General features: G+C 62.2%; 13 protein-coding genes. 5 read left to right on the top strand and 8 right to left on the bottom strand.

Features of this window, described 5'->3' with window-relative positions; genetic code table 11:
• The first annotated feature begins 647 nt into the window (after positions 1-647).
• Together ACP15W_RS05245 and ACP15W_RS05240 are read left to right on the top strand one after the other, a co-directional pair.
• Positions 648-1,082 carry a universal stress protein gene (locus ACP15W_RS05245; RefSeq protein ID WP_424931803.1) on the top strand — a complete coding sequence of 145 codons (435 nt, stop codon included), beginning with the start codon at positions 648-650 and terminating at the stop codon, positions 1,080-1,082.
• A 35-nt stretch (positions 1,083-1,117) separates the two neighbouring features.
• Positions 1,118-2,665 (top strand): alanine/glycine:cation symporter family protein, encoded by a 1,548-nt coding sequence (locus ACP15W_RS05240; protein ID WP_424932281.1) that lies wholly within the window; start codon positions 1,118-1,120, stop codon positions 2,663-2,665.
• Between the two features lie 68 nt (positions 2,666-2,733).
• On the opposite strand, the gene ACP15W_RS05235 is transcribed toward ACP15W_RS05240, so the two are convergent.
• The 3 genes from ACP15W_RS05235 to ctaA are packed head-to-tail and all read right to left on the bottom strand — an operon-like array spanning position 2,734 to position 4,743.
• Positions 2,734-3,276 carry a cupin domain-containing protein gene (locus tag ACP15W_RS05235; protein WP_424931802.1) on the bottom strand — a complete coding sequence of 181 codons (543 nt, stop codon included), beginning with the start codon at positions 3,274-3,276 and terminating at the stop codon, positions 2,734-2,736.
• A gap of 31 nt (positions 3,277-3,307) precedes the next feature.
• A complete protein-coding gene (locus ACP15W_RS05230) occupies positions 3,308-3,580 on the bottom strand; it encodes a GlsB/YeaQ/YmgE family stress response membrane protein (protein ID WP_424931801.1) in 273 nt (90 codons plus the stop codon).
• Positions 3,581-3,600: 20 nt separating this feature from the next.
• A complete protein-coding gene (gene ctaA, locus ACP15W_RS05225) occupies positions 3,601-4,743 on the bottom strand; it encodes a heme A synthase (RefSeq protein WP_424931800.1) in 1,143 nt (380 codons plus the stop codon).
• 134 nt (positions 4,744-4,877) lie between these two features.
• Between ctaA and ACP15W_RS05220 the strand changes: the two genes are divergently transcribed.
• Positions 4,878-5,738 (top strand): DUF1206 domain-containing protein, encoded by an 861-nt coding sequence (locus ACP15W_RS05220; RefSeq protein ID WP_424931799.1) that lies wholly within the window; start codon positions 4,878-4,880, stop codon positions 5,736-5,738.
• 44 nt (positions 5,739-5,782) lie between these two features.
• On the opposite strand, the gene ACP15W_RS05215 is transcribed toward ACP15W_RS05220, so the two are convergent.
• Positions 5,783-6,532, bottom strand: coding sequence for an RNA methyltransferase (locus ACP15W_RS05215; RefSeq protein ID WP_424931798.1), 750 nt, complete (start codon positions 6,530-6,532; stop codon positions 5,783-5,785).
• 266 nt (positions 6,533-6,798) lie between these two features.
• On the opposite strand from ACP15W_RS05215, the gene ACP15W_RS05210 reads away from it, so the two are divergent.
• Together ACP15W_RS05210 and ACP15W_RS05205 are read left to right on the top strand one after the other, a co-directional pair.
• A complete protein-coding gene (locus ACP15W_RS05210; RefSeq protein WP_424931797.1) occupies positions 6,799-8,013 on the top strand; it encodes an NADP-dependent isocitrate dehydrogenase in 1,215 nt (404 codons plus the stop codon).
• Between the two features lie 8 nt (positions 8,014-8,021).
• The gene (locus ACP15W_RS05205) at positions 8,022-8,636 is read left to right on the top strand and encodes a YitT family protein (protein WP_424931796.1); all 615 of its coding nucleotides are present in this window, start codon (positions 8,022-8,024) and stop codon (positions 8,634-8,636) included.
• A 192-nt stretch (positions 8,637-8,828) separates the two neighbouring features.
• Here the strand turns inward: ACP15W_RS05205 and alaS are convergent, their stop codons facing one another.
• The 4 genes from alaS to thrS form a co-directional block, all read right to left on the bottom strand.
• Positions 8,829-11,489 (bottom strand): alanine--tRNA ligase, encoded by a 2,661-nt coding sequence (gene alaS, locus ACP15W_RS05200; RefSeq protein WP_424931795.1) that lies wholly within the window; start codon positions 11,487-11,489, stop codon positions 8,829-8,831.
• Between the two features lie 140 nt (positions 11,490-11,629).
• Complete coding sequence (gene recA, locus ACP15W_RS05195; protein WP_424931794.1) at positions 11,630-12,694, bottom strand: recombinase RecA; 1,065 nt, start codon at positions 12,692-12,694, stop codon at positions 11,630-11,632.
• A 190-nt stretch (positions 12,695-12,884) separates the two neighbouring features.
• Positions 12,885-13,151, bottom strand: a complete 267-nt coding sequence (locus ACP15W_RS05190) for a hypothetical protein (RefSeq protein WP_424931793.1) — start codon at positions 13,149-13,151, stop codon at positions 12,885-12,887.
• A gap of 153 nt (positions 13,152-13,304) precedes the next feature.
• Positions 13,305-15,296 carry a threonine--tRNA ligase gene (gene thrS, locus ACP15W_RS05185; RefSeq protein WP_424931792.1) on the bottom strand — a complete coding sequence of 664 codons (1,992 nt, stop codon included), beginning with the start codon at positions 15,294-15,296 and terminating at the stop codon, positions 13,305-13,307.
• Between the last annotated feature and the right edge of the window lie 21 nt (positions 15,297-15,317).

The raw sequence follows: 15,317 nt of genomic DNA, 5'->3' as shown, positions 1-15,317 counted from the left end.
CCGAATAGCTAAAAGTTTCGGCGCTTCGAGCCGGATCAACACCGAAAATTTTACGCATGTTGCAATGGGCGAGAGCCGGTCGGGCGCGCCTCCCGGCACAAATGATCTTTAATTCAAGGCTTTAATTTATTGACCCTGGATCCCTGCCGCTGAAGGGGCCGCTGTTGCCGCGAAAGACCGGGACCGGGGCCAGGAATGAAAGTCGCAAGCCACGGTTCGAGGTAACGCCACCTTAAGCTTTCCCCCGCAGGTTGGCCTCGCGTCACGTCGACGGGAGGAGAACGGGATGTCAGCCTGGTTTCTTGAGTTTGTCCTGGCGGGCGCAGTTCCGCTGCTTACGGCTGCAGCGTTCAGGAACCGAACAGTCGCACCAAGACTCGTTCCCATACGCATCACTCGAACTCCACCGGTCGGCGTGGCGCACCGTCCACATTCCACACAAGAGAATGTATAGCCACGTCTAAGGACAATCCTGCGCAGTTCAAGGGGAAAAACGCGTCATTCCCCCTTCGCGTGGTTAACATGCGTACAGTTTGCGAGTTTCCGCGCATATGTTTTGACCGGCGTCTTGGTTAATCCCAATTCATTTCTTGCCCTATCCCCGTTGTATCGACACACTTTTGTCATCAACAACCGGGGGACCTTGAATGACCTGCATACTCGTCGGACTGGATGGTTCGGCAGCGAGTGAGCGTGCACTCGCGCATGCGAAGCGGCTCGCCAAGCTGATCGGAGACTGTGAGCTCTCGCTCGCCTTCATCATCGACTGGACACCCTATTCCTTCCACACCCAGGAAGAACTCGCCGAGCGACACAAACGACGAGAAGCGGAACTGGAGCAGGCGCGCAGCCACGTGCTTGATCCCGCGGCCAAGGCACTCGAAGCCGATGGCTTCAAGGTCACGACCCACGTACAGCATGGCGATCCGGTCGAGCTGATCGAGAAGATCGCAAAATCCACAAAGGCGGAACAAATCATCATCGGGCGAACGGGCGACCGTGGCCTGAAGGAGCGCCTCTTCGGTAGCGTCTCGGGCAAGCTTGTCGCGTCTGCCACTGTTCCCGTCACAATCATTCCTTGAACGAGGCCAGATACATGCGATACCTCAACCCCCTCATGGGACTTCTGGCACTGATCGCCACGGCACCTGCCGCGATGGCGCAGGAGGCCGCTTCCATCGACGCCATGGTGAACGACATATTTGCCAGTTCCACCGGCTGGTTCGTCTCCCTGATCTTCGCGCCCCTTCCCGGCACGAGCTTTCCCTGGATCGTGCTCTGGCTGGTGGTTGGCGCAACCGTCTTCACGATCTACTTCCGCTTCATCCAGTTCCGCGCCTTCGGCCACGCCATATCGCTGGTAAAGGGCGACTATTCGGACCCCAATGATGCCGGTGAGGTCAGCCACTTCCAGGCACTCGCCACGGCTCTTTCCGGCACGGTCGGCCTCGGCAACATCGCCGGCGTGGCCGTGGCCGTAGGCATTGGCGGTCCGGGTGCGACCTTCTGGATGATTCTCGCGGGCCTCATGGGCATGGCGACGAAATTCACCGAATGCACACTTGGCGTGAAATATCGCAACGAATACCCCGACGGCACCGTCTCGGGCGGTCCGATGTACTACATGGTGAAGGGGTTCAAGGAGCGTGGCGCCAAGGGCGGCAAATTCATGGCCATTCTCTTCGCCATCTTCTGCATCGGCGGCTCGTTCGGTGGCGGCAACATGTTCCAGGCCAACCAGGCCCACGCCCAGATCGTCAACGTCTTCGGCGGTGAGGGCAGCTTCCTCGACGGCAAGGGCTGGATCACCGGCATTATCCTCGCGGGCATCGTCTTCGCGGTGATCGTCGGCGGCATCAAGTCGATCGCACAGGTGACCGAAAAGGTCGTGCCATTCATGGGCATACTTTATGTCGGCGCGGCTCTCATCGTCCTTCTGATGAACGCAAACATGATCGGCTGGGCATTCGGCCAGATCTTCGAGGGCGCCTTTACCGGCCTCGGTGTAGCGGGTGGCTTTGTCGGCGCCCTGATCCAGGGCTTCAAGCGTGCAGCCTTCTCCAACGAGGCAGGCGTCGGCTCCGCGGCCATCGCGCACTCCGCCGTCCGCACCAAGGAACCGGTCACAGAAGGCACCGTGGCGCTTCTCGAGCCCTTCATCGACACCGTGGTGATCTGCACGATGACTGCGCTTGTCATCACCATTTCCGGAGCCCTGCTCATCGATCCCGAAACAGGCCGGTATATGGTCGAAGAGGGCGTCATCATGACCGATGGCGGCGTGTCCGGCGTGGCGCTCACCTCCTATGCCTTCGAGCAGGGGCTCTCGTGGTTCCCCTACATCCTGGCAATCGCGGTGGTGCTCTTCGCCTTCTCGACCATGATCTCCTGGTCCTACTACGGCCTGAAGGCCTGGACCTACCTGTTCGGGGAAGGAAAGACCAAGGAACTGGTCTTCAAGCTCCTGTTCTGCTTCTTCGTCATCGTCGGAGCAGCCGCTCAGCTCGGTGCGGTCATCGACTTCTCCGACGCCATGATCTTCGCCATGGCCGTGGTCAACATCATCGCGCTCTACGTGCTGATCCCGATCGCAGGCCGCGAGGTGAACTCGTATTTCAGCCGCCTCAAGTCGGGTGAGATCCGCAAGTTCGTCGCAGCGGAATAAAAGCCGTCACGCGTCAGGCATACCCGGCCGGTGTCCTCAGGGCGCCGGCCGATTTCTTGTACGCCCCCCTAGTCCGATAGCCCCCAGGCATCGAATAGAGGCCCCTCTGATCCGTAGACCGGGTCCGAAACCGGCAGCGGCACGGCAGAAATGCGCGCCCTGATCTCTGGCGTCACGGGGTCCCCGTCACGCAGGGTCTCGTAGGCCTCTTGCCCGCGCGGATATCCGCCGCAGACCCTGAAATCCGAGGAGGCCTTGCCTCTGCAATGTCCGGTTCCGGCTGGCAGGATCAACGCATCGCCAGCTTCCACTTCCAGCCCTTGCCCCCTCGTGCCTCCGATCACGAGCGATGCCGATCCCGATGCCACGATCAGCGCCTCATGGGCATTCGGGTGATAGTGATGATAGTCGAAGACGGTCCAGGTCCATGTGCCGGTCCAACCGTTGGATTCCATCAGCCCCCGAATCTCGCCCGGCCCTGCCACGGGAGAAATCACGCCGCGAAGGCAAACCGCCGGCAGTGCAGAATTGTTGGGAATGCCGCCTGCCGCTTCGAACCGGAACGTCTCGACTGCGGCGGAATCCGTGGAAACCCTGGCGATCTGCGCCATGGAAGACCCCTACCAGCCAGCCCCCGGCGGCCTAGTCGAAGATCATCTTCGCGAGGACCAGCACCACGACCGCACCGAAGATACCCGCGAACAGGATCGCCAGAAGCCCGCCGGCAGCCAGAACGCCCAACCCCAGCGCGGCCAGCACGAAAGGGGTGGCGAGCGCGGCCAGCACGCCGATGATCAGGTATTTCGGGCGATTTCGTCCACCGGCCACCACGGAAGCAAGCCACCCCGAAACCAGCCCGATCAGGGTGAGAATGATGATACCGGCCCAGCCGAGCGCCTCCAGAAAGCCTTCCATTCCGACCTACTCCTTCAGATCTACTTACCGCCGCCGCGTGCGATTTTCTGCGCCAGCGGAAACTGCGCGGTGAACTTCGCTCGCAAGATCAGCACGAAGAGCACGATGGCCCCCAGTTGATGCACGATCGCGATCTGCCATGGCGAAGCATGAAGCACCGTCACCACACCCAGCACGACCTGCACCGCAAGCGCGATCCCCATCGCATCGAAAGCCCGCCGGATGTGCAGCATCGAGGACTTCCGGCTCCGCCACCATGCCAGTGCGCCGAGTGTGGCCAGCACATAGCCCAGCAGACGATGATTGAACTGGACCAACGCCGGGTTCTCGAGAAAGTTCCGCCAGGCTGGGACGATATTGAAGGCGTCAGACGGAAACACCTCACCGCCCATGAGCGGCCAGTCGATGTAGCCGCGCCCCGCGTCGATCCCCGCGACAAGCGCCCCGAGCAGGATCTGCAGGAAAGCCACGATGGTGAGCAGGAGCCCCCAGCGCATGAGCAGCGGGTTGCGCTGCCGATGGGACTGCAGGAGATCGGCCTCGCTCCGCACGAGGCGCAGGAAATACCACGCGATAAGACCGAGGATTGCGAAGGCAAGGCCAAGATGCACGGCCAGCCGATAGGAGGCGACCGCGATCATCTGGCCCGACAGCCCGGAGGAGACCATCCACCAGCCAATCGCGCCCTGCAAACCGCCCAGAACGCCCAATCCCAGCAAACGCGGGGTCCAACCGGGCGGGATGCGCCTGAGCACAAGGAAGCCCACAAACCCCACGGCCCACACCAGGCCGATGATCCGCCCGAGCTGCCGATGGCCCCACTCCCACCAGTAGATCACCTTGAACTCGGCGAGCGTCATCTCGGGATTGAGGAGCTCGTATTGCGGAATCTGCTTGTAGCGCTCGAACTCCGCATCCCAGCTCGCCGCATCCATGGGCGGCACGGCCCCGGTGACGGGTTTCCATTCGGTGATCGACAGTCCCGAATCCGTGAGCCGCGTCATACCGCCAACCACGATCATCGCCGTAACCAAGGCAAAGAGGATTGCGAGCCAGATCGCGATGCCGCGGCGCGCATATTGCGGTCGACGGGCTTTCGGTGCCGCAGCCGGAGCCGCTGCCTTTTCACTGACGTCTTCGAAGATACTGCGTGTCTTGCTCATGCCCACCTCCGACATCGATCTAACGCAAACCAAATACGGTGGAAAGATGCGCGCTGCGAGCGCAGTAACGCGTATGGAACAATATCTTCGGGTGGGTGGTTTGTAGAAACAACACTTATCGGGGGGTGCGTTCAATGTCGAACCAAGATCTGTCCTGGGCCGTGCCGGTTATGCGCGCGGGCTATGCCGGCCGCGGTGTGGTCTATCTGGTGGTTGCAGGATTTTCGCTCTTCGCGCTGTGGCATGGCGGGCAAGCGAAGGGCACGTCCTCGGCCCTGGCGCAACTGGAAAGGAGCACTTGGGGTGGGCTCGTCCTGTTCCTGATCTTCGTGGGAATGGTGGCCTATGCCATCTGGCGCTCCCTAGATGCGACGTATGACCTGGAGGAGTACGGTACAGACGGCAAGGGCATGGTGGCGCGCGCGGGCATGATCGTGACAGGCATCAACCATCTCGCGCTCGGCATTGCCGCGTTTCTTCTGCTGTTCACCAGCGGGAGCGGAGAAGGCGGCGGTGGGAGTTCGAGCATTGTCAAGGCGGTAGACACGGTGATGGGCTGGCCCGCGGGCCGCTGGCTCGTGGGCATCGCGGGCCTCGCCACGCTTGGTGCGGGCATCTACTACGGCATCAAGGCAGTGAAGGAGAAATACCGCGAGCACCTTCGGGCCAATAGTTTCACCACACGCTGGAACTGGGTACTCAAGGCCGGGGTTCTGGCCCAAGGCGTGATCGTGACGATCATCGGGTGTTTTATCGTCTATGCCGCCTGGACCGCCAATCCCGATGAAGCGGGCGGGGTCGGCGAGGCCTTCTCCTGGCTCAACGGCCAGATCTACGGCCAGGTCCTCGTTGCCATCGTATGTGTGGGATTGCTCGGCTTTGCGATCTTCTGCTTCGTCAATGCCGCCTACCGCGTGGTCCCGAAGGTCGCGGGCGACGATGTCATGACACTGGCGCGGCGCGCGAAACAGAAGGCCGAGCGCAAGGTCTCCTGAGCGAATGCAGCCTCATTGGTGGGCAGGCAGGCCCATCCCGCCGGTCAATTTCGCCGGCTTCCCTCTGACAACGCCCGGACAATACCGTGCAATGTGCGCACATCGGCATCTGTCAGCGGCGCGCGCCGGAACAGGTTGTCGAGATTGGCGATCATGCTGCGGCGCTTTTCTTCCGGGTAGAAGAAATCCTTCGAATCAAGCTGGGTCACAAGCCGCTCGACGAAGGCATCGACCTCTCCGCCCTTTGCGAGTCGCGCGCCCCCAAGCCGATAGTCCGCAGGCTCCGCTGGCAACGCCCCCCGGCCCCACTCGTAGGACAGCAGGAGCACGCATTGCGCAAGGTTCAGCGACCCGAAGGCAGGATTAACCGGAACAGAGATCACATCGTTCGCGCGCACCACGTCATCGCGGGAGAGACCAGCGCGCTCCGGACCGAACAGGATTCCCACGCGCTCGCCTGCCGCGACCATTTCTCGGGCCTCTTCCATCGCCCTTTCCGGGGTCAGCACCCGCTTGGTCAGCGCCCGGTCCCGCGCGGTGGTCGCAAAGACATGAGTGAGGTCGGCACAGGCCTCGGCGGTCGTCTGCGTCAGCATCGCCTCGTCGAGAAGTCGCCCCGCACCACTTGCCATCGCTTCGGCCTTCGGGTTCGGCCAGCCGTCGCGCGGTGCCACGATCCGCATCTGATCAAGGCCGAAATTCCACATCGCCCGCGCAGCCGCGCCGATATTCTCGCCCATCTGCGGGCCAACGAGGATCATGGCGGGCTGGGCCGCACCTGCACCTTGGGTCATCTTCGCGTTTGTCCCGGCCAAGCCTCAACCTCTCTTAATTCGGGCCGTGGGGTCATATGGCCTCGCAGACCGCAGAACAAGGCCAGCCGCCGGGTTTCCCGCACAATTCGGCGCGCAAAGACGTCAAAGGCTGCCGCGATCTTCAGCATCGAATGCCAAAAGTATCAAAATTCAACGTATACATTTGTATGCCAGCCTTTTCTTCTCGATCCTCTTCGTCTAGAGACGTCATATCGGCACATCCGTTTCACCTGGAAGGGCAGCGCATGACGAAGATCAAAGTCGACAATCCCGTTGTCGAACTCGATGGCGACGAAATGACCCGGATCATCTGGGATTTCATCAAGCAGAAACTGATCCTGCCTTACCTCGACATCGACCTGAAATACTACGATCTCGGCATCGAGGAACGCGACCGCACCGAAGACCAGATCACGATCGACGCGGCCAATGCGATTAAGGAATACGGCGTGGGCGTGAAATGCGCCACGATCACGCCCGATGAAGCCCGTGTCGAGGAATTCGGCCTCAAGCGGATGTATCGCTCGCCCAACGGCACCATCCGCAACATTCTTGGCGGCGTGATCTTCCGCCAACCGATCATCTGCCGCAACGTGCCCCGACTGGTCCCCGGTTGGACCAAACCTGTCGTTGTCGGCCGCCACGCCTTTGGCGATCAGTACCGCGCCACCGACTTCCGCTTTCCCGGCAAGGGCAAGGTGACGATCAAGTTCGTCGGCGAAGACGGTGAGACCATCGAGCGCGAAGTGTTCGACGCGCCCTCCGCAGGCGTCACCATGGCGATGTACAACCTCGACGATTCGATTCGCGACTTCGCACGCGCCTCGATGAACTACGGCCTCTCGCTCGGCTGGCCTGTCTACCTTTCCACGAAAAATACCATTCTCAAAGCCTACGACGGTCGTTTCAAGGACCTGTTCCAGGAGGTCTACGAGGCCGAGTTCGCCGAGAGGTTCAAGGACAAGGGCATCTGGTACGAGCACCGGCTCATCGACGACATGGTCGCCTGCGCCATGAAGTGGAACGGCGGCTATGTCTGGGCCTGCAAGAACTACGATGGCGATGTGCAGTCCGACACCGTAGCACAGGGCTTCGGCTCCCTTGGTCTCATGACCTCCGTGCTGATGACCCCGGATGGCAAGACGGTCGAGGCCGAAGCGGCCCACGGCACGGTCACACGCCACTATCGCCAGCACCAGGAGGGCAAACAGACCTCCACCAACTCCATCGCGTCGATCTACGCCTGGACCGGTGGTCTGAAGCACCGCGCGAAGCTGGACGAGAACATCGCGCTCATGTCCTTCGCCACCACGCTCGAACGCGTGTTGGTCGATACCGTCGAGAGCGGCTTCATGACCAAGGATCTCGCGCTGCTCGTCGGCCCCGAACAGGGCTGGCTCACGACGATGGGCTTCCTCGAAAAGGTTGACGAGAACCTCAACAAGGCGCTCTCGGGCTGAACCCGAAAATGGCCGAGAAGCCGGAAGCCGCCCCGCGCCACACCCCGCTCGAAGATGCACAGGGGCTGTTCGCGGGTGCGGTGATGGTCGCACTCGGACTGGGCCTTCTCCAGCACCTCGGCCTCGTCACCGGCCAGGCCGCGGGGCTGGCACTGCTGATCTCGAAGTGGACCGGCATCGGCTTCGGCCCGGTCTTCTTCGTGATCAATCTTCCCTTCTACTGGCTTGCGATCCGTCGCATGGGGCGCGCCTTCACGGTCAAGACCTTCCTTGCCATTTGCCTGATCTCGATCCTCACCATGGTGCAGCCGCAATTGCTCCAGTTTGGCGAGGTGAACCCGCTCGCGGGTGCCGTGGTAGCGGGCATTGTCTCCGGCGCAGGCCTGCTCGCGATCTTCCGCCACCGCGCCAGCCTCGGCGGCATCGGCATTCTCGCCGTCTATTTGCAGGATCGGGCTGGATTTCGCGCCGGTTGGACCCAGATGATCGTGGATGCCGTGATTTTTGTTCTGGCGCTCTTCACTCTTGATCTGCGCGCGGTTCTGCTCTCGCTAATCGGGGCCGTGGCCCTGAACCTGATCATCGCCATCAATCACCGCCGTGATCGCTACATCGCCATGTAATGCGCGCACGTCCGGCATGGCCTCCTCCAGGCCAGACCCGCACCTGCGCGCGGTAGAGTGAGCCGAACATCCGCTTCTCCGGGCTCAGACATTGTGCTGTTTACGCTGGCAGCCTACCCCACGTCGGTGAGAGCGCGGGGAATGATCTCTACATCAAAGTGAGACAGCGTCGCCTCTCGCGTTCGAGCCGTGTCAGGCCTGAAGCAGAGACCGTGCCGCCGCAATGGCATCGGGAGCCTTCGTCGGATCGCTGCCGCCAGCCTGGGCCATGTCGGGCCTTCCACCACCGCCCTTGCCGCCAAGCGCTTCCGCCGCCGCACGCACGACGTCGACCGCCGAAATCCTGTCGGTCAGATCATCCGTCACTCCGGCCGCGACCGCTGCCCGGCCTCCGGTATCGGCCACGAGCAGGATGACACCAGAGCCGAGCCGTGACTTGTGCTCATCGATCAGACCGCGCAACTCCTTGCCGGAAACGCCTGAAAGCGCCTGCGCAAAATATGCGACGCCGCCGATATTCTCGGCTTCCGCCGGAGCCGACGCACCATTACCGGCGAGCGCCACTTTCCGCCGTAGATCCGCCAGTTCCTGTGCCTGCGCCTTGCGCTCTTCGAGAAGCGCCCGCAATCTCTCCGGCAACTCAGCCGGTCGCGCCTTCAGCAGTGACGCCGCCTCGGTCAGCGCAGCTTCCTGCACCGCGACATGCGCAAGAGCCGCGGCACCTGTCAGCGCTTCGACACGTCGAATTCCCCCGGAAGACGCACCCTCGGAAATCAGTTTGAAGAGCCCGATCTCCCCCGTTCGCCCCACATGCGTCCCCCCGCAAAGCTCGAGCGAGTAGGTGTCCCCATTGGGCCCGACACCGCTGTCCGCGCTTCGGCCCATGGAAACGACCCGGACTTCGTCACCATACTTCTCGCCGAAGAGCGCGCGCGCGCCAAGCGCCTGGGCATCGTCGGGTGTCATGATCCGCGTTTCCACCGCGCTGTCCTGACGGATGAATTCGTTCACTTCCGTCTCGACGGTTGCCTGCTCCTCGGCACTCATGGCCTTGGAATGCGCGAAATCGAAGCGCAGCCGGTCTCCCGCCACAAGCGAGCCCCGCTGGGCCACATGGTCGCCGAGCGCCCGCCGCAATGCCTCATGCAGAAGATGCGTCGCGGAATGGTTGGCCCTGATCGCCGCGCGCCGCTGGTGATCGACTTCGAGCTGCGCATTGTCGCCGGAACCTATGCTTCCGGTTTCCACCTGCCCGCTATGGACGAAAAGGCCGGCCTTCTTTCGCACATCCAAAATGCGCACCACCGCGTTCTCGAAGCGGATCGTGCCCGTATCTCCGACCTGTCCGCCCGATTCCGCATAGAACGGCGTCTGGTTGAAGATGAGCGCGACCTCTTCGCCCGTGTCTGCACTTTCGACGACCGCATTGTCGCGCACGATCGCAACGACCTGCCCTTCGGCGCTCTCGCTATCGTAACCGAGGAATTCCGTGGTGCCGTGCTCGTCGGCGAGATCGAACCAGACCGCCTCGTCCGCCGCCTCGCCCGAACCGGCCCAGGCTGCACGGGCTTTGCGCTTCTGCTCCGCCATGGCCGCGTCGAAACCGTCCACGTCGACAGCATGGCCGCGCTCGCGAAGGGCGTCCTGCGTCAGGTCGAGCGGAAATCCATAGGTGTCATAAAGCTTGAATGCGGCCTCACCGGGCAGCGCGCCCCCTTCCGGCAGGGCTGCAAGCTCGTCATCGAGCAGCTTCAATCCGCGGTCCAGTGTCGCCTTGAAGCGGGTCTCCTCCGCAAGCAGGGTCTCCTCGACCAGGGGCTGGGCGCGGGTCAGCTCGGGGAAGGCCCGGCCCATCTGCGTCACCAGTGCCGGCACAAGCTTGTACATCACCGGATCCTGGGCACCCAGAAGATGCGCATGCCGCATGGCCCGCCGCATGATCCGGCGCAGAACATAGCCGCGCCCCTCGTTCGACGGCATCACGCCATCAGCAATGAGGAAGGAAGTCGAGCGCAGATGATCCGCGATCACCCGGTGATGCACGTTTCCGGGGCCGTCCGGCGCACCGTCCGTCGCATTGGCCGAAGCCTCGATCAGGCTCCGCATCAGGTCGGTATCGTAATTGTCGTGCCTGCCCTGGAGCACAGCACCGATCCGCTCGAGCCCCATGCCCGTGTCGATGGAGGGCTTGGGAAGATCGGTCCGCGAACCGTCGTCATATTGCTCGAACTGCATGAACACGAGGTTCCAGATCTCGATGAACCTGTCGCCGTCCTCGTCCGGGCTGCCCGGGGGTCCCCCCGGAATCGACGGGCCATGATCGTAGAAGATCTCCGAGCACGGACCACAGGGGCCGGTCGGACCCATCATCCAGAAATTGTCGGAGGTCGCGATACGGATAATCCGATCGTCGGTGAGACCGGCAACCTTCTTCCATAGATCTGCCGCGGCATCGTCATCGTGATAGACTGTGACCAGCAATTTCTCCGCCGGCAGTCCGAATTCCTTGGTCAGCAACTCCCAAGCGAATGGAATGGCGGCTTCTTTGAAATAATCGCCGAAGGAAAAGTTCCCCAGCATCTCGAAGAAGGTGTGATGCCGCGCGGTGTAGCCCACATTGTCGAGGTCATTGTGCTTGCCGCCCGCACGCACACATTTCTGGCTGGTCGTGGCGCGGCTGTAGTCTCGCGTCTCAAGTCCGGTGAACAGGTTCTTGAACTGCACCATGCCGGAGTTGGCGAACATGAGCGTCGGGTCATTGCGCGGAACCAGCGGCGAACTGGCCACGACCCGGTGATCATTCCGCTCGAAGAATTCGAGGAAGGTCGATCGAATATCGTTGAGGCTTGCCATGGCTGTTGTTCCGCGTCACTCGGTGCCGGCCAGAATGCCGAGACCCATTCCATTTCGTTCCGCGGTGTTAGCGTCGCTGGGGCCGCGTGTCCACGGCCCGCAGCATCAGGATGGTATCGGCGGGCCGAAAAGACCCCGGATCACCCGTCCATCACCTCGTCCTTGTCGGCCTCCTTCATCGCGAAATCGAGTCCGTGTGCCGCGCGGATCTTGTCCTCGATCTGATGGGCGATATCCGGGTTCTCCTTCAGGAAGTTCTTTGCGTTCTCGCGCCCCTGGCCAATCCGCTGATCCTGGAAGGAATACCAGGCGCCGGACTTGTCCACGACCCCGGCCTTCACGCCGAGATCGATCAGCTCACCGCGCTTGGAGATCCCTTCGCCATACATGATGTCGAACTCGACCTGCTTGAACGGCGGGGCAACCTTGTTTTTCACCACCTTCACGCGGGTGGAATTGCCCACGACCTCGTCACGGTCCTTGATCGAGCCGATGCGCCGGATGTCGAGACGGACGGAGGCGTAGAACTTGAGCGCATTACCCCCCGAAGTCGTCTCCGGGCTGCCGAACATCACGCCGATCTTCATCCGTATCTGGTTGATGAAGATCACCATGCAGTGGGACCGCGAGATCGCCGAGGTCAGCTTGCGCATGGCCTGGCTCATCAGCCGCGCCTGCGCACCGACCTGACTGTCGCCCATCTCGCCCTCAAGTTCGTTCTTCGGCGTCAGCGCCGCGACCGAATCAACGACCACGACGGAGACCGCACCGGAACGCACGAGGGTCTCGGTGATCTCCAGAGCCTGCTCGCCGGTGTCGGGCTGCGAGATCAGCATCTCGTCGATGTTCACGCCCAGCTTCTTGGCATAGACCGGGTCGAGCGCATGCTCGGCATCGACAAAGGCACAGGTCCCGCCCAGTTTCTGCTCTTCGGCGATGGTGTGAAGCGCGAGCGTCGTCTTGCCCGAGCTTTCCGGGCCGTAGATCTCGACCACGCGCCCCCGTGGCAACCCACCGATCCCCAGCGCCACGTCAAGCCCGATCGACCCGGTGGAAATCGCTTCCACATCGAGCGCGGGTGTCTGGCCCAATCGCATGATTGAGCCTTTGCCGAAATTCCGCTCAATCTGTGCGAGTGCGGATTCCAGTGCCTTCTGCTTGTCCATTCCCCGCCTCTCGGAAAGATCCAATATGTTCGAACTCATTTCGGCCTCTTATTCCACGTTTGTCCGACAGCGGCAATCGCTCGCATGTTCCAGAAATGTTCTGGGGATGAACATGGGGACAAAATGAGAACATTGCAACGTCAATCCATCTCGAATTTGAGATTTCGGCCGAAATCCTTAACGGGAGATGAAGGAAACGCGGCCGATCCGAGCTTCCCTCTCGGGTCTGCTATTTCGCAGGCGCCTCATTGGCATCGGTTCGGCGCTCGAGTTCCACCTTGGAGGGCCGGTCGCGCCCCTCGTTCCAGCCCGGATCCTCGCGCTTGATGCGTCGCGCCACCATCGCGGCGGCAGGCCAGGAGAGTGCAAATCCCACCACGACGGCAGCACTGACCGGAACCCAGCCGTACCATCCCATGGCGAGCACGAAAATCAGCAGACCTCCGGTGATGACGGCATTCGTCATCAGGATGATCACGTGTCTCAGTCGAAACATGGTGCCTCCATTCGGTTTGTATCAGACAAACCTTCTTCGGCAGCCGGATGTTCCCAGATTTATCGGGATGCGGGTCAAGCTTCGGTGAAGCGCGGCGCCGCGCCCGCGGGCGAAAAGCCGCTAGACGGCCTCCCGCCCGGAGACACCAAAGGCTCAGCGCAGATCGGGTGGCGTCGCTTCGGCCTTCAGGCCTGAAATTGCCTCCTCGAGCGAGATGACCTTGCTGCCCTTCTCGCCAAGCCGACGCACCGAAACCGTCCGCTCCTCGACCTCGCGGCCGCCCACGGCGAGGATCACCGGCACCTTGGAGAGCGAATGCTCGCGGACCTTGAAGTTGATCTTCTCGTTGCGGTAATCGCCCTCGGCGCGCAGTCCAGCCGCGGCGAGCGCCGCAACGACCTCTTCCGCGTAACCGTTCGCATCCGAAACGATCGGGGCCACCACAACCTGTCTCGGCGCGAGCCAAAGCGGGAACTTGCCCGCGTAATGCTCGATCGCGAGGCCGATGAACCGCTCGAACGTGCCAAAGACCGCACGATGCAGCATCACCGGGCGATGCTTGCCGCCGTCCTCGCCGATATAGTTGGCATCCAGCCGCTCCGGCAGAACATAATCGAGCTGGAACGTGCCGCACTGCCACGTCCGCCCGATCGCGTCCGTCAGGTGGAACTCGAGCTTCGGGCCATAGAATGCGCCTTCACCCTCGGCATATTCGAATTCCAGCCCGGCATTGGTCAGCGCGGCCGCGAGCGCGGCCTCTGCGCGATCCCATGTCGCGTCGTCGCCCGCCCGCTGCTCCGGCCGTGTCGCCAGCTTGTAGGAGATATCCGTCATCTCCATGTGGCCGTAGACGCGGCTGAACAGCGAAAGGAACCGGCTGGTTTCCGACTCGATCTGATCTTCCCGGCAGAAGATGTGCGCGTCGTCCTGGGTCATCTGCCTCACGCGCATCAACCCGTGGAGTGCGCCATGCGCCTCGTTGCGGTGGCAGCAGCCGAACTCCGCCATGCGGATCGGCAGGTCGCGATAGGATTTCGTGCCCTGCTTGAAGATCTGCACGTGCGCGGGGCAGTTCATCGGCTTGAGCGCCATCAGATTGCCCTCGCCTGTCAGAACCGGCCCATCATCCTCGGTGGACGGAATCTCGTCGGGCACCACGAACATGTTCTCGCGGAACTTGCCCCAATGGCCGGACTGCTTCCACAGGTCGGCATCGAGCAGCTGCGGCGTCTTCACCTCGACATAACCATCCGCGTCGAGCTGGCGCCGGATATAGGCCTCCAGCGTGCGCCAGATCCGGAAACCGTTGGCATGCCAGAAGACGGATCCCTGCGCCTCCTGCTGGAGGTGAAACAAGTCCATCTCGCGGGCAAGCTTGCGGTGGTCCCGCTTCTCGGCCTCCTCGAGCCTGTGCAGATAGGCTTTCAGCTCGTCCTTGGTGCGGAAACCGACGCCGTAGATCCGCTGCAACATCGGACGGCGCGAATCGCCGCGCCAATAGGCCCCGGCAATCGACATCAGCTTGAAGGCATCAGAGGGCACCTGGCCGGTATGCGCGAGATGCGGCCCCCGGCAGAGATCCTGCCACTCCCCGTGCCAATACATCCGGATGGGCTCGCCCTCGGGGATCATGCCCACGAGCTCGACCTTGTAGGGCTCGCCATTGGCCTCGTAATGGGCGACCGCCTTCTCGCGCGGCCAGACCTCCGTGCGCACTGCGTCGCGCGCGGCGATGATCTGGCGCATCCGGGCCTCGATCTTTCCCAGATCGTCAGGCGTGAAAGGCTCGGGCCGGTCGAAATCGTAATACCAGCCGTTGTCGATCACCGGACCGATCGTGACCTTCACATCGGGCCAGAGCTCCTGCACCGCACGGGCCATGATATGGGCGCAGTCGTGGCGGAAGAGCTCGAGCGCATCCTTCTCGTCCTTCGCGGTGACGATTGCGACAGCGGCATCGGCCTCGATCGGCTGGCTCAGGTCGGACAGCCTGTCATCGATGCGTACGGCAAGCGCTGCCTTGCCGAGGCTCTTGGAAATGCTCTGAGCGATTTCAGCGCCGGTCACACCGGCGGGATACTGGCGGCTTGCGCCATCGGGAAGCGTGATCGACACCTCCCGGTAAGAGGGGGCTGGCTGGCTCATCGTCACGCTCCTTTGGGTTTG

Source organism: Amaricoccus macauensis (genome assembly GCF_049800915.1).
In the GTDB taxonomy this organism is placed as follows: Bacteria; Pseudomonadota; Alphaproteobacteria; order Rhodobacterales; family Rhodobacteraceae; genus Amaricoccus; species Amaricoccus macauensis_A.
Note: the sequence above shows the minus strand (reverse complement) of the source record. Positions and strands in the feature narration are given on the sequence as shown.